This is a genomic window from Sporosarcina sp. AD_1 (assembly GCF_057373025.1).
Window position 1 is genome coordinate 191,212 of sequence record NZ_JBPVIR010000007.1, and the last position, 23,440, is coordinate 214,651.

23 protein-coding genes, 2 pseudogenes and 1 riboswitch are annotated in these 23,440 nt (G+C 44.8%); of the genes and pseudogenes, 20 read left to right on the forward strand and 5 right to left on the reverse strand.

Features of this window, described 5'->3' with window-relative positions; genetic code table 11:
• Positions 1-96: 96 nt before the first annotated feature.
• From ACSW3C_RS15140 to ACSW3C_RS15150, 3 genes and pseudogenes are all read left to right on the forward strand, one after another.
• Positions 97-300 (forward strand): annotated as a pseudogene (locus tag ACSW3C_RS15140) (YciI family protein); the annotation flags it as partial.
• An 84-nt stretch (positions 301-384) separates the two neighbouring features.
• Positions 385-708 (forward strand): ArsR/SmtB family transcription factor, encoded by a 324-nt coding sequence (locus ACSW3C_RS15145; RefSeq protein WP_248512237.1) that lies wholly within the window; start codon positions 385-387, stop codon positions 706-708.
• Positions 692-1,390, forward strand: coding sequence for an SRPBCC domain-containing protein (locus ACSW3C_RS15150; protein ID WP_486563634.1), 699 nt, complete (start codon positions 692-694; stop codon positions 1,388-1,390). Before ACSW3C_RS15145 ends, ACSW3C_RS15150 begins: the two co-directional genes overlap by 17 nt.
• A 364-nt stretch (positions 1,391-1,754) precedes the next feature.
• Here ACSW3C_RS15150 and metE read toward each other — a convergent pair.
• A pseudogene (gene metE, locus ACSW3C_RS15155) lies at positions 1,755-4,048 on the reverse strand (5-methyltetrahydropteroyltriglutamate--homocysteine S-methyltransferase).
• A 148-nt stretch (positions 4,049-4,196) separates the two neighbouring features.
• Positions 4,197-4,336, reverse strand: a riboswitch (cobalamin riboswitch).
• Between the two features lie 99 nt (positions 4,337-4,435).
• On the opposite strand from metE, the gene ACSW3C_RS15160 reads away from it, so the two are divergent.
• Positions 4,436-4,990, forward strand: coding sequence for an HAD-IIIA family hydrolase (locus ACSW3C_RS15160; RefSeq protein ID WP_486563635.1), 555 nt, complete (start codon positions 4,436-4,438; stop codon positions 4,988-4,990).
• 25 nt (positions 4,991-5,015) lie between these two features.
• On the opposite strand, the gene ACSW3C_RS15165 is transcribed toward ACSW3C_RS15160, so the two are convergent.
• Positions 5,016-5,762: a class I SAM-dependent methyltransferase gene (locus ACSW3C_RS15165; RefSeq protein WP_486563636.1), complete on the reverse strand. Its 747-nt coding sequence runs from the start codon at positions 5,760-5,762 to the stop codon at positions 5,016-5,018.
• Between the two features lie 57 nt (positions 5,763-5,819).
• The gene (locus ACSW3C_RS15170) at positions 5,820-6,350 is read right to left on the reverse strand and encodes a hypothetical protein (RefSeq protein WP_486563637.1); all 531 of its coding nucleotides are present in this window, start codon (positions 6,348-6,350) and stop codon (positions 5,820-5,822) included.
• 113 nt (positions 6,351-6,463) lie between these two features.
• Here ACSW3C_RS15170 and ACSW3C_RS15175 point away from each other — a divergent pair, with 113 nt between their 5' ends.
• The 14 genes from ACSW3C_RS15175 (at position 6,464) to ACSW3C_RS15240 (ending at position 20,201) form a co-directional block, all read left to right on the forward strand.
• A complete protein-coding gene (locus ACSW3C_RS15175; protein WP_486563638.1) occupies positions 6,464-6,967 on the forward strand; it encodes a GNAT family N-acetyltransferase in 504 nt (167 codons plus the stop codon).
• Positions 6,964-7,836, forward strand: coding sequence for an aminoglycoside phosphotransferase family protein (locus ACSW3C_RS15180; RefSeq protein WP_486563639.1), 873 nt, complete (start codon positions 6,964-6,966; stop codon positions 7,834-7,836). The genes ACSW3C_RS15175 and ACSW3C_RS15180 overlap by 4 nt, the downstream gene beginning before the upstream one ends.
• Before the next feature lie 164 nt (positions 7,837-8,000).
• Positions 8,001-9,113: a GerAB/ArcD/ProY family transporter gene (locus ACSW3C_RS15185; RefSeq protein WP_486563640.1), complete on the forward strand. Its 1,113-nt coding sequence runs from the start codon at positions 8,001-8,003 to the stop codon at positions 9,111-9,113.
• An 8-nt stretch (positions 9,114-9,121) separates the two neighbouring features.
• Positions 9,122-10,582 carry a spore germination protein gene (locus ACSW3C_RS15190; protein ID WP_486563641.1) on the forward strand — a complete coding sequence of 487 codons (1,461 nt, stop codon included), beginning with the start codon at positions 9,122-9,124 and terminating at the stop codon, positions 10,580-10,582.
• Entirely contained in the window at positions 10,572-11,732 is a 1,161-nt protein-coding gene (locus ACSW3C_RS15195) for a Ger(x)C family spore germination protein (RefSeq protein ID WP_486563642.1), read from the forward strand. The genes ACSW3C_RS15190 and ACSW3C_RS15195 overlap by 11 nt, the downstream gene beginning before the upstream one ends.
• A 122-nt stretch (positions 11,733-11,854) precedes the next feature.
• Positions 11,855-12,367: a GrpB family protein gene (locus ACSW3C_RS15200; protein ID WP_486563643.1), complete on the forward strand. Its 513-nt coding sequence runs from the start codon at positions 11,855-11,857 to the stop codon at positions 12,365-12,367.
• The gene (locus tag ACSW3C_RS15205) at positions 12,352-12,879 is read left to right on the forward strand and encodes a D-glycero-alpha-D-manno-heptose-1,7-bisphosphate 7-phosphatase (RefSeq protein WP_486563644.1); all 528 of its coding nucleotides are present in this window, start codon (positions 12,352-12,354) and stop codon (positions 12,877-12,879) included. Before ACSW3C_RS15200 ends, ACSW3C_RS15205 begins: the two co-directional genes overlap by 16 nt.
• Positions 12,880-12,899: 20 nt before the next feature.
• Positions 12,900-13,424 carry a P-loop NTPase family protein gene (locus tag ACSW3C_RS15210; protein WP_486563645.1) on the forward strand — a complete coding sequence of 175 codons (525 nt, stop codon included), beginning with the start codon at positions 12,900-12,902 and terminating at the stop codon, positions 13,422-13,424.
• A gap of 429 nt (positions 13,425-13,853) precedes the next feature.
• The gene (locus ACSW3C_RS15215; RefSeq protein ID WP_486563646.1) at positions 13,854-14,333 is read left to right on the forward strand and encodes a DUF6530 family protein; all 480 of its coding nucleotides are present in this window, start codon (positions 13,854-13,856) and stop codon (positions 14,331-14,333) included.
• 20 nt (positions 14,334-14,353) lie between these two features.
• Complete coding sequence (locus ACSW3C_RS15220; RefSeq protein ID WP_486563647.1) at positions 14,354-15,733, forward strand: MATE family efflux transporter; 1,380 nt, start codon at positions 14,354-14,356, stop codon at positions 15,731-15,733.
• A gap of 298 nt (positions 15,734-16,031) precedes the next feature.
• Positions 16,032-16,553 (forward strand): cysteine hydrolase family protein, encoded by a 522-nt coding sequence (locus ACSW3C_RS15225; protein WP_486563648.1) that lies wholly within the window; start codon positions 16,032-16,034, stop codon positions 16,551-16,553.
• A gap of 26 nt (positions 16,554-16,579) precedes the next feature.
• Complete coding sequence (locus ACSW3C_RS15230; protein WP_486563649.1) at positions 16,580-17,353, forward strand: nucleotidyltransferase domain-containing protein; 774 nt, start codon at positions 16,580-16,582, stop codon at positions 17,351-17,353.
• Between the two features lie 132 nt (positions 17,354-17,485).
• A complete protein-coding gene (locus ACSW3C_RS15235) occupies positions 17,486-18,253 on the forward strand; it encodes an ABC transporter ATP-binding protein (RefSeq protein WP_486563650.1) in 768 nt (255 codons plus the stop codon).
• Positions 18,240-20,201 (forward strand): ABC transporter permease, encoded by a 1,962-nt coding sequence (locus ACSW3C_RS15240; RefSeq protein ID WP_486563651.1) that lies wholly within the window; start codon positions 18,240-18,242, stop codon positions 20,199-20,201. The genes ACSW3C_RS15235 and ACSW3C_RS15240 overlap by 14 nt, the downstream gene beginning before the upstream one ends.
• Positions 20,202-20,228: 27 nt before the next feature.
• Here ACSW3C_RS15240 and ACSW3C_RS15245 read toward each other — a convergent pair whose 3' ends face one another.
• On the reverse strand, positions 20,229-21,254 hold the full coding sequence (locus tag ACSW3C_RS15245) for a sensor histidine kinase (protein WP_486563652.1): 1,026 nt from the start codon (positions 21,252-21,254) through the stop codon (positions 20,229-20,231).
• Entirely contained in the window at positions 21,251-21,925 is a 675-nt protein-coding gene (locus ACSW3C_RS15250) for a response regulator transcription factor (RefSeq protein ID WP_486563653.1), read from the reverse strand. The genes ACSW3C_RS15245 and ACSW3C_RS15250 overlap by 4 nt, the downstream gene beginning before the upstream one ends.
• 385 nt (positions 21,926-22,310) lie before the next feature.
• On the opposite strand from ACSW3C_RS15250, the gene ACSW3C_RS15255 reads away from it, so the two are divergent.
• Positions 22,311-22,721 carry a hypothetical protein gene (locus tag ACSW3C_RS15255; RefSeq protein ID WP_486563654.1) on the forward strand — a complete coding sequence of 137 codons (411 nt, stop codon included), beginning with the start codon at positions 22,311-22,313 and terminating at the stop codon, positions 22,719-22,721.
• Between the two features lie 278 nt (positions 22,722-22,999).
• Positions 23,000-23,419: a hypothetical protein gene (locus ACSW3C_RS15260; protein ID WP_486563655.1), complete on the forward strand. Its 420-nt coding sequence runs from the start codon at positions 23,000-23,002 to the stop codon at positions 23,417-23,419.
• Positions 23,420-23,440 lie beyond the last annotated feature (21 nt).

A 23,440-nucleotide genomic window follows, 5' to 3' on the forward strand; every position in this document is an offset into this window, starting at 1 on the left:
TATGGAATGAAATTTGTCATTCATTTTACAACAGGTTCGGCATGTGAGCAGGGATAGCCGCATTGGAAACAAGGGCTTGTTCCCCATCGGGAATATGTAAGGGAAGCATTGGCGAAAGGGATTTTGATTGCTGGCGGGCCGTTTATGGATCATACAGGCGGATTAATTATTTTAGAAGTAGATAGTTTCAAGGAAGCACAGGATTTTGCAAACAATGATCCTGCTGTAATTGACAAGAAATTTGAAGCGGCCATTTATCCTTGGGAGCCGCTGGAGGGGATTTTTAATCAATCCTTGTAATAGTTTGAATTTTACTTGACTAATTGTCGGTTAGCTTGCTATATTTAATATATAACCAAAAGGTTATATATTGGAGGCTTTGATATGACGGATATTTATCGGGCAATCGCAGACCCAACCCGTAGGAAAATACTATCTTTGTTGTCTCGCCATGAATATACGCAGTCGGAGCTGGTCGACCAATTTACCATTTCCCAACCTGCTGTGAAGAAGCACATCGCGATCTTGCTAGAAGAAAATGTAGTGAGCGAGCGGAAGGAAGGACGGTTTCGGGTGTATCGGCTGAATGAGGAAGCCCTTTCGGATGGCTACCAAAAGCTTCAGCTGGAAATCGGAAGTCTGTTGGAAGACAAATTATTGAAATTAAAAGCTTATGTGGAGGGGGAGCAAGATGGAGAAGACAATTGAATCGGTGAAACGGGAGATTTTTGTCAAGGCATCGCCTGACAAGGTGTGGAAAGCATTGACCGTTCCCAAAGAGCGGAATCGCTGGGAGACGCGAGAATGCGAGCTCGATATCCGCGTGGGTGGCACGATGAGCCTTGATTATGGGTGGGGTGTCAGTTATGTTGGCACCATCAAGGAGCTTGTGGAAATTGAGAAAATCGTGCTCGAGGATGTAGACGGTCATGTGACGAAATGGACGATCACGCCACAAGAAGGGGGCTCTCTCGTAGGCATCGAATATATTGGTTCTTGGTGTGGGGATATTGAGATGATGGAAGCTGACAATATGGCCTTTGGCACGTATCAGTTCATGCGAAATCTAAAAAGTGTTTATGAGGAGGACACAGACTTACGGGGGCGTTTCTGGAAAAGCTGGATCGGTGTGCTGCATCGGACGAATCCAGGCGATCAGCCGGGAGCCAAAGTCGTTGAAGTTAGGCCGAATACACCGGCAGAAGGATTGGTGAAAGTCGGGGATATCATGACCCACGTCAATGGCATCGCAATAGCAACCTATGATGAGGTGGAAATTGCCATCTCTGAGGCAGAAGTCGGCAAACATATTTTACTTCGAATGATTCGCGGCGGGGAACAAGTGGAAGTGGAGTTGTCTACTGTCGCGTATGGAAAAACGGCCGAATGATCGGTTGATGGATCGGAACAGGGAGACGCTCCAATCCTGCGAAGTGGAGATAATGGGCAGCTGTGTGGTGATTGGACTGTGAAGAGAGGCAATAATATGCTTCTAAGTGGTAGCAGGGCTGTTCTGAGTGGGGGCAAGCGGTGATTAATTCATTTTAGCCGATGATAGAAGTAGTTTACCCGGTGATAGACTCATTTTAGGCAGTGATAGAACTGGCTTAACCGGTGATAGGACGTTTCAGCCGGTGATAGAAACAAATAACCGATTTTATTCGGTGATTGTATCTACAAAGAGAGCTATCGGACAACGACAAAAGATCCCGCCCGGCTATGTCCCATGCCAGGCGGGAAAGTCTTTTAGTTCATCAGCTTTGCGCAACAGAGAGTTGTTCTCTCACGCGCTTTGCGGCAGCTGCCATATTCGTCAGCGCAGCGACGGTTTCGGCATGCTTCCTCGTTTTTAGGCCGCAGTCGGGGTTGACCCAGAACTGTTCAGGGGACAACACCTCAAGTCCTTTTTCAATGATGGCGGCCATCTCGTCCACGGATGGGACGCGGGGACTGTGGATGTCATAGACGCCGAGGCCAATTCCTTTATCGTAATGATTGTCATTAAAGGCGTGTACGAGTTCGCCATGGCTGCGTGATGTTTCAATTGAAATGACATCCGCATCCAATGCGCTGATGGAGTCAATGAATTGATTGAAATCACAATAGCACATATGGGTATGGATCTGCGTCGTTTCCTTGACTGACGCAGTCGCAATACGGAACGCTTTGACGGCCCACTCCAAGTAATTGCTCCATTCATTCCGCTTTAGCGGCAGGCCTTCGCGCAATGCGGGCTCGTCGACTTGAATCATCGTGATGCCGGCCGCTTCGAGCGCTTCCACTTCTTTACGAATTGCAAGGGCCAGTTGGTTGGCGACAGTTTCCCAACTCACGTCATCTCTGACAAATGACCAGTTGAGGATGGTCACCGGTCCTGTCAACATGCCTTTCATCGGCTTGTCCGTCAGTGATTTCGCGTAGACGGATTCCTTGACGGTCATCGGTTCAACGAATGCGACATCGCCATAGATGATCGGCGGTTTCACGCAACGCGACCCATATGAGACGACCCATGCCTTTTCGGTAAATACGAATCCGTCCAATTTCTCTCCGAAGTATTCCACCATATCTGTCCGTTCGAACTCACCGTGAACGAAAACATCCAGTCCGATCTCTTCTTGGATTTCAACCCACTCGCGTATGTTGGCGTTAATAAATTCCGCATATTGCACATCTGTCAGCTCGCCTTTTCTCCACTGGGTCCTCGTCTTGCGCACTTCAGGGGTCTGCGGGAAGCTGCCGATCGTTGTCGTTGGCAGAAGGGCAGTGAGAAAGCGGCTTGTTGTGCAATCCGGCGCTCTGCGTAAGGAAGATTACGGCTGCTGTCTCCATTGCCAAGCGCTCTTATTTCCGAATCCAAATCCGCCCGGTTCCGCTCGGGTAAAGCAGCGAGACGTTTACATGCGGCGGCACTTTCTTCAATATCGTCGCGTACGGATGCACGTGATTAATTGATGCCTTTAGTGATTATCTGGATTTCGGACAGTTTCTCGTCAGCAAAGGCGAGTGCTCCCTGAAGTGCCTCTTCTAGCTGTGTTTCGGATTTTAGTGAGACAGGCACATGCTGCAAGTTGCAGGAAGGCTGGATGCAAAGTTTATCAGCTGATACGAAGCGCAGCAGCTCATCTGCTATATCCAATTTCGCTCCAAGATCTGCCCGCCAAATATTGCGTCCGTCAATGAGGCCGGCTCCGAAATATTTATCTGCCGGAAAGCCAAACGTCCGCAAGTTCTTCAAGTTTGCCTCTCCGCCATGCACAAAATCGAGCCCAATGCCATCTACAGGAAGGGCGGTTGTCTCCTCATACCACTCGACTGCATCGAAATACGTTTGCAGCATGATTTTTACTTCCGGAACGGCTTTCTTTAGCTGGGAATAAATCTCCTTCACTGTCTTCATTTCATCGCGAGTAATGCTGGTAGATAAAATCGGTTCTTCAATTTGCACCCAATGCACGCCTTCTGCCGCAAGTTCCTTAACAATTTGCTCGTACAGCGGAAGCAACTGAAGAAGAAATGCGGGAATCTCGTGATCTTCATAACCCTTTGATAGTTTTAAAAATGTATAGGGGCCAATCAAGACAGGCTTGCCATCAATTCCGAGAACTTCCTTAGCTTCTCTGTATGCGGTTAGGGGCTTATTTTCCGTCAAGGTGAGTTTCCGGTGCCCATATTCCGGCACGATATAGTGATAGTTTGTATCGAACCATTTCGTCATTTCAGAGGCGACCGCTTCTTTATTTCCTCTGGCCATCGAGAAATAGGTTGTAAGCGATACCTGGCCGCCTCGCCAGTTGTATCGATCAGGAACCATGCCGAACATAACGGCGGTATCGAGCACGCGGTCATAGAAAGTGAAATCTCCAACGGGAATGACGTCAATGCCTGCCTCTTTTTGCTTTTGAAGGAAGGAAAGCCGCAGTTCCTTCATCGTTTGTACCAGTTCCTCCTCTTGAATCTTTTCGTTCCAGAACGCTTCAAGCGCGCGCTTCCATTCCCGGTTTTCACCGATATAGGGATATCCGATTGTGCTGCTGATTGTTGTCATGTAGTCCACCCTTTCTTATTTGATTGCATAAAAAAATACATTTCCAACGGGGAGTCAGAAATGTACGGTATTTTGAAAGGCATGCTCAAAAAAGCACGCACTTCGCCTGCGCGTATCCATCTAACACCTCCCTATCGACCGTAGGTTTACAGCGTTGTTGAACTAGGCTGGTATCTGGCTTCAGCACAAAGGCTGTCACAGTGGCGGGACCGCGCCGGATTCGATTGCTCACCGGCTTCCCATTTAAGATCTGAGACTTCTCAGATCACCTATTCCGTCTGCTATTCGATTTGATTAAAGGTAGCATGTCCAAATTTTTCTGTCAACCATTCTATCGAAATAGTTTTACAACTACGTTATGATGAAAGAAGGGAAGGGGGAAGGAAAATGGGGGGAATTCAAGGAGTCTTTATTGATCGGGACGGCACGATAGGGGGAACCGGACATTTTATTCATCCAAGAGATTTTACACTGTATCCCTTCAGTCGTGAGGCATTTGCCTTGTTGAAAAAACATCATATTAAGATGTTTGCTTGCACAAACCAGCATCGGATTAGCAAGGGCCAAGCCTCCACGCAGGAGTTTCTAGAGGAGTTCCAGTCGTATGGGTTTGATGATGCATTTATTTGTCCGCACAGTCCAGAAGACGGATGTCAATGCCATAAACCGAACCCGGGCCTATTGTGGGAAGCATCAAGGAAACACGGTATCGACCTATCGAATACGGCTTTTATTGGTGATGTTGGAGCGACGGACATGCTGGCAGCTCACGCAGTCGGTGCGAAGAAGATTCTCGTGTTAACTGGATGGGGGATAAGTTCTTGCACCGACTACAAGCATAAGTGGGCGGACATCGAGCCTGATTACATTGCTGAAAACCTGCTCGATGCAGTGAAATGGATTATTCAATATAACTGCGAAAAAACTGCGCTTGGGTTATGAAGTTCAGGCGCAGTTGACTTTTGTTTTATAATTTCTTGCATTTAATAATTAACGTTGTCGGCAGCTTTGTTGCTTTCTCATATGAGTACCAGCGATTTTCATGCTTTTCGCGATCTTCCTCTGTGAGAGCCACGTCCTCGATGACCCTCTCAATTTGAAAACCGTGGTCGGCGAGCGTATTGATATATGTACTTACTTTCAATTGCTGCATGATAGCGGGTGCGTGCCACGCTTCGTGATCATACGGACCTTCCTCGTGATACGACTTATCCAAGTGGAGGCCGCCATCCATTAGTCTCGCACGGCTATGCAGCGGATGCTCCCAGCTGAAAATGAAAGTCCCGCCTGTTTTCAAATATCGATGGACATTTTGGATGGTTGCCTGAAGATCTGTCGTCCAGCCGAGTGCAAAAATCGAGTAAACGATATCAAAATAATGGCTCGGCAAACCAGGATCTTTCTCCATTGGCGACTCGAATAATTGTACGGGTGTTGTCACATCGGTCAGCACATTTCTAGCTGTCTCGATCTGTGTATGGGATAAATCAACTCCCCATAACTCGGCGGCACCTCGTTCATTCATATAAAGCAGTGAATGGCCGCTTCCGCAGCCGATATCCAGCACTTTACATCCTGCCACATCCCCAAGTAGCTGCAAGTCTTCTTCGCTCGGCGCAAGCGGCCCATAGTCCGGAAGCGGATTGCGCCCATAAAAGCGATGTGCCACTTCATCCCAACTCATTTTGTTTACCTTCAATGTTTCTAAAACCATCAACTTAACCCCCTCGCTTCATACGAATATATATTCGATGTTTTTTACGGGATTCCTCTATTTTCGTTTATCATTATAAACACTTAATTTTTCTATCGTGTCGAAAATGGTAGTATAGGTTGCTTTAATGGTTTCTTCCGTTCGTATGTCATTGTAGAGTCCGAATTCATACGTTCTCAGATTGCCGACGAACAAAATCCCAGAAGCATAGCCGTGTCCCATGTCAGGAGCAGATTCGAATGACACTCCTTCTGTTACAAAAGGGAAATAGCTCTTTCTTGAATCAATAAAAATGGTGGGGATTGTCAATTGCTTATAAATCTCGGCTAGTTCATCATCGGCAGCTTCGGATAATTCTTCCGGCATGATAAAAATCGCATCGAATCGTTCAGGGATGGTCTTTACTTCATGCAGCAACTCATCGAACGATAGCTCTTGGAATCGAATCTTGTCTGAATCGATGTCGGGTTGTTCTCCAATGACGCCTATCGATAAATCTTTTCCTTCATATGGTGGAAAATCAAAGGACTTTTCCTTGTTACAAGCAGCTAAAAGAAACATGATCAAAAGTAGCGCAATTCTTTTCATTAGCCATCCTCCTATACTGGATCTATTCGCCACTTTTACAAATTCACCTCTCTAGTAAGAGGAATCTGACGGGGAGAAAGCGAAAGTAAGGAGTAAGAAAAGGGGAGGATCTCATGACAAAACAAGCACTTGATATACGGAGCGCAACGGATGCTGTACCGGTCATCACCTTATTAAAAGAAGTAGCGACATGGCTGAAAGCGAATGAGATCGATCAATGGGGATTTTTGTTGGAAGGCGGAGAGGATGAAGAGATCAGGCAGGCCGTCCAGTCGGGAGATACATATGTGGTCCATCTGGACAACGAGATGGTTGCCACCTTTACGCTTTACCCGCGCCAAAGTGAGTGGGATGAATACATATGGGGAAATGAGGACCAAGCTGACGTCCTTTATCTTCATCGGCTGGCAGTCGCACCTCACATGATGAGGAAGGGGTTTGGACAGTACCTCTTGCAATGGATTTTTAATAATCATCATCAACCGATCCGTCTGGATTGTGTATCTGGACATAATAAGTTAGCGGAATTTTATGCGGAGAATGGGTTTACTCTCGTTGGTGAATCGGAAGATGGCCATTGTAAGTTTCAAAAAGAAGGTAAGGTGCCAAATAGATGATTAAAACACTCCAAAGCAAGGGCATTATTCCGATCGGAAACTATGATCTCGTAGAATTGAAAAGTGGGACAACTAGTGGACGTGTGTATTTCATTTCAGGAGAGGAAAAGTATATTTTAAAGTACGATCATCCAATCGGAATTGGGATTGTCGAGCGATTTTATGACTCATATAGAACAATTGATTTATTCCCGAAAGTATATGCTGTCGACGTGGAAGATGGATGGATACTATATGAATACACGGATGGCACGACACATACGAATCGGGGGCCGAAGTCGGAATGGATGAAACTTCTCGTGACACGGGTGTTAAATCATTATAAACCGTTCGACCCACAATGGCCCTGGGGCCGGGTGGGAGGCGAGCCAAGGTCGGCTTGGTCGGATTTTAACAGAAAGAGCTTAGAATATGCATATGAAAATGTAGGGGATTTATTATCCAATGAAGACCATTCCATAATGGAGTTGATTGTCGAGGAACTGGCGATGTATGATGCAGACGAAGTGAAATATTACTTGCATGGGGATACGGGTGTCCATAATTTCGTGTTCAAGAACGAGTGCCTGGCAGGTGTCATCGACCCTTCTCCTATTATAGGGCCTGTCCTCTATGATTTTACGTATGCCTTTTGTTCTTCTCCGGATGACCTTACAGTAGAAGCGCTTTTTTCCTCTTTTGAACTGTTGGACTCTATACAGATGGATACATCCCGACTGATCAAGGAAGTTGTGTTCCAGTTATACACTCGGATCGGCATCTGTAAGCAAGCGCATCCTCATGATTTGGATACATATTTGGAGGCTTGGGCGTATTGGAAACGGGTTCTTGAATCCAAGTCTAATGAGATTACCATGACAGAAAAATGAATAGCTATTTCTCGTGCAGACAGGTTATCTTCTTGTCTGCATTTTTTGTCGTTGACAGGAATCCATCTAGAAGGGCGTGAATATCGTGTTTTTCAATCAACTGGTTATATTTACATTGTATGGTGTCAAGAATAAGAGGACAAACAAACGATAGAGGTTGTTACATGAAAAACTCGGGCAAGATCAGTATTTTGCATATCATCTTTTTAGCGATGACCGTAATTGGTCTCAAAAATCATGTCACTATACTGCCGCCCTTAATAGAAAAGGCCGGGAGGGACGGATGGGCTTCCGTTTTATTGGCGGCAGGTTTTGCAGTACCCTGGCTGCTGCTTCTTGTTTACGTAGTAAAAAAAATGAACGGAGTCCCTGCAAAGGATTGGTTGCAAGAAAAACTTGGAAAAGTGGGCTCAGGCTTTGTTCGGTATGCCATCGCGTTGTACCTGCTTATTTTGGCATCCTTTACAATCGACGAAACCTTGCAATGGGTGAACGCAACCTTTTTGCCTGAAACTCCATTTGTTTTCATGTTGCTGATTTATGTGATACTTTGCGTTTATTTTGCCACGACGAGCCTGTCCGTTATTGTGATGGCTAATGTGCTTGTGTTAGCTGTCGTTGTCGTATTGGGCTTTTTTGTGTCCTTCACCAATATCAAAGTGAAAAATTATGAATTGTTACAGCCCTTTTTTGAACATGGTTTTCAACCGATTGTACATGGGGCAATATATCCCGGGTCTGGTTTCGTTGAAATCACCTTATTGCTGTTGATCCAGCATCGCAGTAAAAAACCACTGCGTTTTAAACATTTTTTCATCATCCTCATGATTCTGTTGTTCTTAACAATAGGCCCGTACATAGGCGCTATCACAGAATTTGGTCCAGTTGAAGCTGGTAAGCAAAGGTATCCGGCTTATGAGGAATGGGGACTTGTCAGCATTGGACGGTTTATTGAGCATGTTGACTTTCTCTCCATTTATCAATGGTTGACCGGGACTTTTATTCGGGTCGGATTCCTTCTATATATCGCAATTGATTTACTTGGGTGGGAAAAAAAGAAGCAACAAGTATGGAGGGTAATTGCCCCTGCTTTCTTCTTTATATGCATCCCGCTTCTGACTTTGAGCGATCATAAATTTCTAATATTAAAAGGTGAATATTTGTTAAAGGGCAGCTTTGCAACCTTCGTTCTGCTGTCTATATTTTTTACCGTTCTAACCTTTTTCTCCCGAAAATCAACGAAGAAAGCAAAACAGAATCCAACTGAAGATGGGTGATGAGAAGCATGCAGTCTGCAGAAGATGCAATTACGGTGGACACGTTAAAAAAACTATTTGAGAAATCTGCGGATATTCTTTTTCAGGAGTATACATTTAAAGACCAAAAAGTGGTCTTTGTTATTTGTGAAGCAATGGTCGATCAACAATTATTACATGGACTAGTCGTGAAGAGAGTGCAAGAGTTTTGCGAAGGAACGGAAAAGATGCAGACGGGTCGAGATGTTATAGGGCAACTTCACGTTCCTGCGATTCAAAAACTCACGAAAAAAAGTGACATTATTTCTTTGGTATATACAGGAAACGTTATACTTTGCTTCGAAGACCCCGATGAGATCTACTCCAGCAACATAGCTCATAAGCCGAACAGAAATCCGGAAGAAACAAAATTGGAAGTCTCGGTAAAAGGCCCTCGGGATGACTTTATTGAGGATGTTGCCACAAATATAGCGATCATTCGTAAACGGATTCCAACGAATTCTTTGTGTGTAGAGAAGTTTGAATTAGGTAGAAGGAGCAAGACGACTGTAGCTCTTCTGTATTTTGATGATATTGCGGATAAAAAAACATTGCAAACTCTACAGCAACGTTTAAGTCAAGTGGATATCGATGTTGTATTTAGCGGAGATATTCTAATGGAAAAGGTGGAAAAAAACCCACTTTTATTTCCACTTCATGACTTAACAGGTAGGCCGGACCATGCGGTGCAATCTCTCGCAAGGGGGCGCTTTCTAATATTTGTAGACGGTACAGCGTATGGAATTATTACACCAGCTAATATTGGTCTGTTACTAAAGTCGGGAGAAGATAATGAGAATCCGGTTATTTTTAGCTCCTTTGAACGATTGCTTCGTTTTTCAGGAATTGTAATTGGAGGGATGCTGCCTGCGTTTTGGCTGGCGCTTACTACCTTTCATCAAAACCAGATGCCGATGCAGCTATTGGCCACAGTTGTCGAATCAGGCACGGGGCTGCCATTTCCAACCGTGATGGAAATGTTGCTCATGATTTTCATGTTTGAGTTGTTTCGGGAAGCGGGATTGCGGCTGCCTGCGGTGATTGGAGGAACGATTAGTGTGGTGGGAGGATTAATTATTGGAGATGCGGCCATCAACGCCGGAATCACAAGTCCTGCTATGATAGTCGTCATTGCATCTTCCACTATAGCGACATTCACTTTGGTCAATCAATCGCTTGTCACTGCGGTCAGTATCATTCGATTGTTTTTTATAGCGCTAACTGCATTTTTTGGCTTGTTCGGATTTTTCATTTCGCTTTATTTCGTCATCGTTTATTTGGCGAAGATCCGAGTTTTTGACACGCCATACTTGAACTTCACTTCTGATATTAGTTTGTCCAGTCTATCAAAGACATTCTTCCGGATGCCGACAGCCCAGTACAAGGATCGGCCAGAAATGTTAAATCCACAAGACAAGACTAGGGCTAAAGAGGAGAATCATGAAAAATAAAAAACGTATTTTACTCGTGATGATCATTATGAATATTCTCCTGACGGGCTGTTGGAACCGCACAGAGCCTGAGCGCATGCTTTATGTACATGGATTAGGAATCGATTATAAGGATGGAGAATTTCATGTATACACACAAATCATCGACTTTGCAAGTACAGCAAAGATGAATCAGCCAACCCGTTCGCGTGCACAGTCGGAAGTGGGATTGGGAACTGGGAAAACGGTAGATGAAGCAATTTTTAAGCTATACAATTCAGTTGATCGTCGGGTTTACTGGGGACATTTGTCGTATATCGTATTTTCTGAGGAAGCGATGACGGCTGGAGCGGTCAATCCAGTTGTTGATACGTTCATCCGTTATCGAGATACACGTTATGAAGTTCAGCTATATGGTACGAGCGATCCAGTCAAAGATATTTTGCTGACAACGCCTATAATTAATACGGCTATTACATTATCGAAATTAGGGGATCCAAGAAATTCATTTGAACAAAACTCTTTTATTCACCCAATTACAATGCGTACGTTAATCATCGGGCTGGATGAACCGAGCCATGAAATGACACTGCCTTATGTAATTGTCAAAGAGAATTGGGAAACTGTTGAACAAACGAGTAAAGTTGCTGATTTGGCGGGCGTGGGCATTCTGTCGCCTAAGGAGTTTAAAGGATTTATTGCCCATGATAAGGCGAGAGGAATTCAATGGATGACAGACAAGTCGAAGCGTATTGAAGTGTCGGTCAAATCTGGTGAAGAGGAAACGAATCGCCAATCATTAATTGTGGATAGTTTAAAAAGGAAAGTAACACCGACTGTAAATGGTTCCACTGTCTCTTTTAAGATTGACGTCAGCTTTGACATAGCCGTGTCTTCAGTCCAAGGAAAAACGACTTATGGAAAGCTGGTTAAAGAAGTTGAAAAACAGGTGGAAAAGGAAATTCGGGAAACATACGAAGAAGGATTAAAATTGGATGCTGATGTCTATCGATTGTCCGAGTACTTATATCGAAAAGATGTGAAATCATGGAAACGTCTGCAGAAAGAAGGAAAGGTAGAGCTCGATGAAGAATCGATCGATTCCATACATGTTCATGTTAGGCGAGTCAAATCGGGGAGAAAGTCGTTGACAGAAGTTTACGGACCGTAAAAAGGATTTCTTGCTCTTCTTCTCGAAGACAGCGGAGTCGGAACAGACAATTAGCGTGCGATCAATGGCTCGTTCCGTTTCTGGGGACGGGCAATTTTTGTGTGCAGCCGTGAGGTGATAGGATGAGAAAAGTTGTGGTACTGCCTTATTCTGATGAGTGGCCATGGAAGTTTCAAGAAGCTGCTAAGGAATTGCAAGGTGTGTTTGGATCGGAATTGATCGCCATTCATCATATCGGCAGCACATCGGTCATCGGTTTATCCGCAAAGCCGATTATCGATATCATGCCCGTAGTGAAGGATATTGCAAGAATTGATTCCTTTAATGACGCCATGCGGGAGCTTGGTTATGAAGCGAAGGGGGAAAATGGCATTGCCGGAAGACGCTATTTTCAAAAAGGCGGGGATGACCGGACGCACCATGTTCATGTATATGAGGAAGGGTCTCCGGAAATCGGGCGGCATCTTGCTTTTCGAGATTATCTGCGTGCGCATCTGGATGTGGCTTGGAAATATGGAGAGTTAAAAGAAGAACTTGCAAAGCGCTATCCGAGGGACATTGCGGCGTATATTGGAGGAAAGGAACAACTAGCTATTGAGATTGAGAGGGAGGCTTTGGAGTGGGTGCGGAAGTGATGAAGGTTGCATTTTTTGATCGGGATGGAACGATCATTGAAGATTATTTGGATGAAGAATGGACAGGTGTTTCGGAGCCTGTTTTTCTTCGGGGTGCGATTGATACATTGCGTCAAGTACGTCAGAAAGGTTATGACATCATTATTATTACCAATCAATATTTAATTAATGAGGGATTCATTACATTAAGGCAATATGAAAAAGTTCAAGCCAAACTAATGCTGGAGTTGGAGAAACAGGGTGTGGACATTTTGGCTGTCTATTCTTGTCCGCATCGCCGGAATGAGGGCTGTGATTGCTGTAAACCGGAAACAGGCATGGTACTGCAAGCTTTAAATCACTATCCTTCAATAGATTTGAAGAATTCCTTTGTAATAGGAGATTCGGAAGTCGACGTGGAACTGGCAAGGCGGATGGGCATGAGAGGATTTGGCATCAAGGTGCCGATTCCAGAGGGCGAGCCAGGTATTAAGCAAGTAAATGAAGTGGCGGATGTGCTGCGATACATATAGTTTGGTAGGGGTGGGTAAATGTGAAGCTGTTCATCATGGGAATTGTGGCGAGCGGGAAAACGACATATGCGAAAAAACTATCCGTGCAATTGGGGCTGCCTTTCGTTGAACTAGATGCAGTTGTTTATCATGAGAAAGAGGGGCAGCGGGTGAAACGTTCCCCGGACAAGCAGATGGAAGTGATCCGAGAAATAGACCGGTCTGGAGGATGGGTGATGGAAGGCGTGTATCGACCTTCTTATCACGCGCTGTTTGATATGGCGGATGCAATTATTTGGCTGGATCCGCCTTTACGTAAAAGAAGATATCGCATCTTCCGCAGGCATGTGAAACAGGTGCTTGGAATTGAGGCCTGTGCGTATAAGCCGGATTTTCAGATACTGATCAATATGTATAAGTGGACGGAGGATTTTGAGCGGAAGCGGCCGGTGCTACAGGAATACTTGAAACCGCATCGGCGGAAGGTGATTACGGTGAAGGGGGATCCTTGGCTGGATGGGGAATTGAAGGATTTATTGAATTCAAGTGAAAGGCTAAAGGTGTAGAGAAATCATTTTATTAATGAAGAGGGAAGCCACAGCTACAGGAAGGCGTGTAGGCTCGATAAAGTTAGAAAGGAATGAGATATGATCATATAGTTGAGAGTATACTATTATTTCCTCCCTATATTACTTTCCAATTTCATATAACTCTTAATGAATTTGCATTCTAAATATCAAAATACAAACTAGGTTAGGATCCGGTTTTGACTATACTTTTAACCATCATCATTCACCTTTCTTTATACTAAATCAAGTAGGTTTAAGATTTCACTTTATTAACTAAATCCACATATTCACATGTTAGAAATCCCGAGGTATTTATCGGGATTTTTTTGCTTGAGAATACTTCTACTATTTATTGACACAAAATTTTTATTGATATAAGATTACTGCACTAGTAATTTAGTAAATCAGTAAATGAGGAGAGTGGAAATGAAAATCCCTACACATTTGAAACATAAGCCGGTGATTGTCGCGGAGAATTACGCGAATATAGATGGGCGGACGGCGTATAAGACGGATGCCCAAGGGTTATCCCTAGGTCTAGCTCAGTGGAATGACCGGGGAAAGGTGGACATTTCAGCGAAGATTTGGCGGCATACGGGGGGTAAGTGGTCTCGTCAATCGGAGGAAATGCCGCTACATCGGGTCTTGGATTTGGCAATTTTGGTATGCGAGGCGCAGCTTTATTTCCGCGAGGCCTATCGTCATGAGGATTTGTATGATCCAGAAAATCCGGTTATTAAGCGGGTCGGCCTGCAAGGGGATGCCATGACGGTGGAAGTTTGCACGGAAAATGAACAAATAAAAGAAGATATTCAATTGTTCCAACAAGCTTTAAACGAAGACGGTGAATTAATCGGCGAGCGATTACGCACACTGTCACACATCTTAAAAGAAATGGGTTATTAAATATAACTCAAGAGGATCTAATGATGAAGCATACGTTAGTACGTGATGAAAAAGCTTTAAAGAAAGCGTTTATCGGCTTTTTAGTGCCAGTTATGCTGGCAAATATTTTGCAATCTCTTGGTCAAATTTTTGGGATGTTTTTAGTGGGGAGATATCTGGGAGTCGATGCCTTGGCCGCAATTTCTGCGTTCTTTCCGTTCTTCTTCTTCCTGATGGCCTTTGCAATCGGCCTTGGCTCAGGGAGTTCGATCTTGGTCGGTCAGACGTATGGCGCGGGCAATGTCGATAAAATGAAGCAAGTCGTAGGTGTGACCTTGGCGGCGACCACGCTGTTATCTGTCGTTGTTGCGATTTTCGGTGGTTTTTTTATTGAGACGATTTTGCGCATCATGCAAACGCCAGAAAACATTTTTGAACAAAGTGTTTCCTATGCGCGCATCTTATTCTTCACCTTGCCGGTCATGTTCCTTTACATGGTATACACGACATTCCTACGGGGCGTTGGCGATTCCAAGACGCCGTTCATTTTCCTAGTGATTAGCGTTGTTGCCAATATCGCGTTTCTTCCGGTCCTCATGTTTGGCTGGCTCGGTTTGCCTCGGCTCGGATTGAATGGGGCGGCATATGCATCGGTGTTGTCCAATTTCATTACCCTTGTGCTATTGCTCCTTTATTTGCACAAAAAACAACATAGCTTGCGGCTGGATCGCACAGTATTGCAATACTTCAAATTAAAGAAGGATATCCTGTCCTCCTTGCTGAAGCTGGCCATTCCGGCGAGCATTAGTATGGTCGCTATCTCGGTCGCAGAAATTGCCATCATTGGTTTCGTCAACATCTATGGCTCCAGTGCGACAGCAGCTTATGGCGTTGTCAATCAAATCGGCGGGTATGCACAGATGCCGGCGATGAGCATCGCGATTGCGACGTCCGTATTTGTCGCGCAAGCACTTGGTGCGAGTTCAACGGAGATGATTCAACAAATTCGCCAGATCGGCGTCCGCTTGAACTACGTATTGGGCGGGATCTTTATCGGCGTCATGTATTTATTTGCCGAGCCGATATTAGGTCTCTTTATTGATCACGGAGAGACGCTCTCCATTGCGAAGGATTATTTATTCATCACATTTTGGAGTTATCTCATCTTTGGTCATATGCAAACAGTTACGGCGACAATGCGTGCAACAGGCGTTGTTCTGTGGCCGACTATCTTTTTGGTGCTTACAATCTGGGCAATTGAGGTGCCGGCGGCGTATTTCATGTCTCACCATACGCCTCTCGGAATAAATGGTGTGTGGGCCGCTTATTCACTCGCCTTTTGTGTCAATTTTATTTTCCAATACACCTATTTCAAAACGAAATGGAAAAAGAAAACGCTGCAGGTTATGCTGCGTGATTAAGTGTTAATGAAGAACCATGCTTTCAGAGCTGGTTCTTTTTTTTGCTAAGAGGGATTTTTTTGGGGGATTGGTGCTTAGGAATTTGTGGAGTTTGTGGAGATTGTTCGAGAGACGGTGGTAATAGGTTGAGAGCCGGTGGTAGAGGCCCGAGAGCCGGTGGTAACCCCAGATTGAAGGTGCAATACCCGATGTTTCAGCAGGAAACCAATGCTTCTCTATAGAATCCTATGAAGGAAGAAGGAGTTTATGGCATCGCAAGCGAAATATTGTAGAAAGACAATGGACGGAGGACTAAGCTATGGAAGCTTTATTAGTGATAGATGTGCAAAACGGGATTGTGGAGCACGGGGAGTTTCAAGAGGAATTGGCGAGGATCGAAAAGATGATTCTTCATTTTAAGGAGAAGGGCAAGCCGGTTATTTTCCTGAGGCATTTGGATTCGGTGGAGGAGAGCACTCTCTATGAAGGTTCCCGAGGGTCGGAGTTGCATGAGTCGGTGAAGGGATATGCGGAGCAAGTGATTGAGAAGCGGACGCCGAGTTCATTTTATCAGACGAATCTGGCTGAAATACTGGATGGATATGACGTGGAGCATGTTTATATTACCGGCTTCATGACGGAGTTTTGTTGCTTGTTCACTTCAATTGCAGCGTTTGACCGAGGGTATCAGGTGACGTTCATCGAAGATGCGACGGGTACGACAAACAACGGACAGACGTATGAGATGGCGGATCTCAATATTCGGGATTTCGTCGGTACGGTGCTTCATTGGTCCGAGGTTATCAATGTGGTTGATTTTGAGGAGCTTGAGCTGCCGTGACACGGATTCAATAAGGATGTGAGGAAATGAAGCAACAGGAGATTGCCGTTCAGGTGATTTGTGAGAGCTTGAAAAAAGATCCGCATGTAGAAGCTGTTTTCTTAAAGGGCTCGATGGGCAGAGGCGAGCATGATGAGCATTCGGATATTGACATGTATTGTCTGGTGAAACAGGGGGAGGAGCGGGGGTTCCTGGAAAGGCGGCTCGAGCATCTGCGTGCTTACCGGGATATCATTTTTACCGATGATATTTACATAGTCGCTCCCCAGTTAATTGCGGTATTTGATAATTACCTACATATAGATTTATTTACGGTGACGAGAAAGTCGTTTCCGGGCCATGACCATTTCACTGTGTTGTATGACCCGAAAGATATTATGCGAGAATTTATTGCCACGCAAGGGTTAGCGCTTACGAAGGAAGAATACCGGGATGATGTGATGGACATCGCTTGGTTTTTATTCCAGTACCGCAAGTCGGCGGCACGTGGCAATGACATTTGGTCTGTGCGGATGCTGTCCAATGTAGTACATCATCTGGCGAGGGCATTGCTACATCGGTATGCACCGGAGCGGGCCCAACTCGGGCTGAAGACGGTTTCGCAATCATTGCCGGAAGAGATGACAAGGGATTTCTTATTGATTCACGAAAACATCACTCCTACCCATCATACGCATGCGGCGGGCTTGATCAGCCGTCTGGTCGCAGCTGAGTATGTATGGATTCAGGAACAATTAAGAGAGGAAACACAAACGCTGGATTTCTTGCAACGGATGATCCAGCTTCATGAAGTCGGGTAACCTTTATTCATTTCAAAAAAGCCTTCCGAACAAAAATGTAAGATTCGGAGGGCTTTTTGTTCGTTCCTTCGATGGTTTGCGCTGCTGCTGCGGGTTATGATGTTATCAAACATATACGTGGGGGATTTGCTGATGGAGATTGTAGTAGAAGCGAAAGGCATACATAAAGTGTTCGGAACGAAAACGAATTTGGTTCCTGTACTGGAAGGTGTGGATGTCACGGTCCATGAAGGGGAGTTTGTTGGGATCATGGGGCCTTCCGGCGCAGGGAAAACGACTTTGTTAAATATACTCGCGACGATCGATCAGCCGACTTCGGGGAGCATTCGAATTGATGGAACGGAGATTACCGGGATGCGTGACGAACCGTTATCCGAATTTCGGAGATCGAATCTAGGTTTCATCTTTCAAGACTATAATTTGCTTGATTCCTTGACGATTCGGGAGAATATCATGCTGCCGCTGGCGTTTGCCAATCAATCCTATGTGACGACTGATCTGAAGGTGAACGAGATTGCGGGAAAGCTCGGCATTGCGCCCATACTGGAGCGTTATCCGTATGAGACGTCAGGCGGGCAAAAGCAGAGGACAGCGGCGGCAAGGGCGATTATCCATAATCCTAAGCTTGTCCTGGCGGATGAACCGACGGGCGCTTTGGACTCAAAAGCATCGATGGATCTGCTAACTGCCTTTCAATTAATGAATCGAGAGTACAAGACGACGATTCTCATGGTGACACATGATGCGTTTGCCGCGAGTTTCTGCGACCGTGTCATTTTCATGAAAGATGGAAGGCTGTTTACGGAACTTGTGAAAGGGGACAAAGACCGGAAGTGGTTTTTTGATCAGCTTGTCACGACGCTGTCATCTCTAGGAGGCGGCCGTTATGACGTTATATGATGTCGTCCTAAAAAATCTGAAGCACAACATAGGGAAATATGCGATTTACATTGCATCCCTTGTGTTCAGTGTCCTCATCTATTTCACATTTGTTTCACTGCAGTACAATGAACAAATTTCAGAGGCATTTGGGCGTGATGACAAGATGGGGCCTTTGTTATCAGTCGTTTCGGTTTTTCTTGCCATTTTCATGATCGTTTTCGTATGGTATTCGAATACGTTTTTCATTACTAACCGAAAGCAAGAAATCGGGTTATATTCATTAGTAGGCGGAACGAAGAAAGAAATCGGCCGAATGTTGTTTTATGAAAATATGTGCCTATGCCTCTTGGCGCTCGGCATCGGAATTGGGTTAGGGCAACTATTTTCGACCTTTTTCAGCATGATTCTTTTAAAAGTGATGGGAATTTCTCTCGTCGTTCATTTTTCAATCAACCTTGGGGCGATTGTGCAGACGGCTATTGTATTCGGTATCATTATGTTGATCGCATCCCTTCACGGATATTTACTCGTGTACCGCTTCCGATTAATTGAGTTGTTTCAAGCGAAACATCGGGTGCAGCAACAATGGAAGCCGTCCTATTTGCTTGCGGTGCTGGCTGTAGGTTTGATCGGTGCAGCCTATTGGAGCCTTTTACATGCACATGACTCGGAAAGCTGGAGTGAACATTTCGGCCGAAACATGACACTCGCCCTTATCGTGCTTGTCGCAGGATCGTATTTATTGTTCCATACGGGCAGTAGTTTTTTCGTTGAATTATGGCAGAGAAGAAAGAAAGCTTATTACCGTTGGAAGAATTTATTGACGTTGACACAGTTGAAAAGCCGCTTAAAGAGCAATGGATTTTTACTTACGGCCATTTCCGTGCTCAATGGCATGACGTTAGTTGCTTTCGGGTTTGCCTATACGATGTATTTTAATACGATGCAAACACTGGGTGACCACGTTCCGTATAGTTATCAGATGGATGTGCAGTCAGTTGAAATGAATGACGAGATTACGAAAGTGCTGTATGAAAATAAGGAGCATCCTGTTCTCTTTGACGAGACTTTTGATTATTTGATGGTTCCGGGTTCCGCTGAGGGGCTGGATACCATACCAGGCGGCTATTTTTATTACGAGGAATCTTTTGCCGTGCTGCCGTTCTCTACGTATAACTTGCTTGCGGACCGGCTTGGCCGGAATGAAATGAACCCACTGGATGCCGGGGAGACGGTCATGATCGGCCGGAATTTTATTGGCTCCCAGCATGAGGAAGAGAATGTGGGGCGGACAGTGGCGTTGATGAGTGAGGAAGGGGAGTTTTCATTCCAAGTTTCCGGGAATCGCATTGAATCTTTATTTTCGTATGATGTGCAGCCGTCCGTTTTGATTGTGGATAATGGAATGTATGAACGTTTGAAAAAGGGGAATGCCGCCATGACGACCCGGGTCGTTACAGTAGATAACCAGCTGGAGGCGGGAGCTCTTACAGAAGATTTGCAGGCGGTTATTGCAAGTGGTGAGGCGGAGGAGCATTACCAGCGGTCGCCTAGAGTGTTCTACAGTTTCACGGATAGCTATCAAACTGCGCAATCGATTTACGGTCTTCTTGTGTTTGTCTTTGGTTTTATGGGACTCGTCTTTTTAATAGCAACGGGGAGCGTCATATATTTTAAAACATTGACCGAAGCTGCGGAGGATCGGAGACGGTACGAGATTTTGCGAAAGATCGGATTGAGCAGAAGGAAAGTGAAGCAAGTTATTGCACGGCAGACGTCGCTGTTATTCCTCCTTCCGCTGCTTGTTGGGATTGCTCATAGCTGCGTCATTCTTGGGTCGCTTTCAAAGGTGATGGACATTCAGTTTGTCTATCCGGTGTCAATCTGTATCGCCGTCTACACTTGTCTTTATTGGGTTTATTACAAAATGACGGTCGCCACTGCCAATAAGCTGGTCAATCCGTAAACGGGAAGGGGTTCACCTCTTCCCGTTTTACTGTACCGTGGAATAGTAGCCGGAGTTTTTAGGGAAATGGACGGTACATGTGGTGGAACTGCCTTCTTGGGAATTAACGGTCATTTCATGTCCGAGTTTATCGGCAATTTTTTTTGCAATATAAAGACCGATACCGGTGGATTTGCTGTGGGTGCGCCCATTCGTTCCAGTGAAGCCGAGCTGGAAAACGCGGCTTATGTCATGCTTTAGAATGCCGATGCCGTCATCTATGATTTGTAATCGGATTTCCTCGCTATCCTCCTCTGAACGGATGACAACGGTCCCTTCACTGCTTGCATATTTTAATGCGTTGGAGATCAATTCGGTCAGGACATGATTCAACCATTTTGGATCCGTATGTACCAAAAGCGGTTCCACTTGCAGCTCTACTTTTATCTTCCGGCGAATAAATTCCTTCGCGTGCTGCTTCACTAACGAGCGGACAACCTGGTCTAGCTCCGTTTTGGTTATGACATAATCTTGTGCAAAGTGATCCGTTCGTGAGAAGTAGAGCGCCTGCTCGACACTCCGTTCGATACGGGCTATTTCTTCCTGGAGGCTTAGGGTATCCGGCTGAGTTTTTGATTGTTCAAGGATCAGCTTGCTGATGGCAATCGGTGTTTTTATGTCATGGAACCACGTCGTCATGAATTCCAACGATTCTTTTTTATCTTGGCGGGTCGCGGTCAGCTGCTGCTGGTGTTCATTGTAGATGGATTGGAAAAAGTCCAAGTACAACTGTTGTTCGTACGTCTTCGCATTTCCAACGCCCTCCCGGATGAACATCCCCTTGCTCCATCGGGAAGTAAGCGATTTGTATTGATTATGGATGATGTAATAATCAAATGCCAGATAAGCAAATAGAAAACACGCCGAAACGACGTGAAGATAGAGTAAATTAATGAAATGAATCGACATTGTCGGCTCAACGTACAGCAGGATGGTTACAAACGCCATGATCAAGAAGTACATGGCGATCAGCCGTTTTTGAAAACGCATGTAGGAAAGGAAGGATGTTTTCATATGAGCATATATCCCTGCCCTTTTTTCGTTTGGATGTAGTCATCGAGGCCATGTTCGCTCAGCTTGCGCCGCAGCCGGTTGATATTGACGGTCAGCGTATTGTCGTCAATGAAATTTTCATCCTCCCACAAGGCAGCCATTAATTCATCCCGCAGGACAATTTCGTTTTTATGCTCCAGCAGAATACAGAGAATCCGAAATTCATTTTTCGTTAATTCGATTTCGCCGGCTGGACAGGTGACCGCCGCTTTCTTGACATGCAGCGTCATATCGCGGTGGGACAGAATATCGGTTTCCGCTTGATGATACGTGTAGGTCCGCCGAAGGAGCGCATGGATTTTAGTGAGCAGCATCTCCATGGAGAACGGTTTTTGAATAAAATCATCCCCGCCCATATTGAGCGCCATCATCATATCCATCGTCTCTGTACGTGATGATAGAAACACAATGGGGACGTTGGAGTGGCGGCGGATCCGTTCACACCAGTAGAACCCATTCATATAAGGTAGATTAATATCCAGGAGAACGAGGTGTGGCTGGACTTGCAGGAAAAAATCCTCCACTTTCTGAAAATCTTCTGTTATGTATACGTCATATCCCCAGCCGTTTAATTCCTGGGTGACGATGTTAGCAATTTTTGTTTCATCTTCCACGATGAGTATCGTGAACATATTCACTCCTCCTAAAGCTCGAGACGGCATTGGTAACCCGATTGTATCACAAGCTATTAAGGGAAAAGGTGTTATGACAAAAATGTAAGTTAGTTGTTTTTAGGAGATTCCTATATGTGGTGGGATACTAGTTATGAAAATTTGAGGAGCTGAAAGGAGTTCGTTAATGACTACTGAGGACAAAAATATAAAGTATCTAATAGATGAAAATGATACAACAACGATGATAGTTTTTTAGGTATCACTTGTATAGTAGATTCTGAAGCTTAAACTAAACAGGTGCTTTATTAGAAGATAGTTGAGCTGCAGAGTAGGCTCTTTTTATTTGTTAAAAAACACAAGATGGGAACAATAAGGAGTAAACACAGAGCTGAGGTGCATTTTGATGGTTAAACCATACTTGATTTTAATAGGATGTTTAGGTTTTGTATTTACCTTGACGCAAATTGTTACTTCCGAAGCACATTCTGAAGCTGAAGGGATGTACGTCACAACAGAGGACATTATTGCAGATATTGTTTTCCCGATTATTGATAAAAGAGTAATACAGGAGTACGGGGGAGATCCGCTTCTTGCCTGGGACTGGAAAAGGATTGTTGGTGTAACTTACAATGACAACCATACTTATGATGTTACAGTAAAGATTCAAATCCCTTTTGAAAATCAACTTAATTCGAAAGAAGATTTAGTCATGATAAGGATTTCTCCGTCCTGTAATAGTGGGAAGATGAATCAGATGAAATGTAATCACGATTTCAAAATTGAAGTAGTAGATTATAAACACTTGTCCCCATGACCCTTTTTTTTACATCGGGTGCTTAGTTCAATAAGGTAGTAAAATATTTCGCCAAAAATAGCTCATATTTGAGCTTTTTTGGTTATTTCACTGCTTGAATTGCATGCTATTTAACCTGTTATTTTCTTTGTTAATTCCACTTTTCTCCGAACACCCCATCCCGTTACTTCACGCAGTGATAGAGGACACCAGAGGTCAGACCGTTTGCACTTGCCGCGAGAATTAACATGTCATTGCCTGCTGCATGGCGCGCAGAATGCCTTTGACCAATCAAGAAATTGGTTGAGCCGTATTCTTCTATTTCAAAAAGTATTTTACGAGCGGTTTGGAGACGAATACGAGCGGTTCGGGACGAAATACGAGCTGTCACAGGATTATACGAGCGGTTGAGGAGAGATACGAGCTGTTCCAGAATTATACGAGCGGTTGGAGACGAGATACGAGCTGTCCTAGAAATATACGAGCGGTTCGGTTGCCGCACGATGATAGAGGACACCAGAGGTCAGACCGTTTGCACTTGCCCGCGAGAATTAACTTGTCATTGCCTGCTCCATGACGCGATGAATGCCTTTGACCAATCAAGAAGTTGGTTGAGCCGTATTCTTTTATTTCAAAAAGTATTTTACGAGCGGTTTGGAGGCGAATACGAGCGGTTCGGGACGAAATACGAGCTGTCACAGGATTATACGAGCGGTTGAGGAAAGATACGAGCTGTTCCA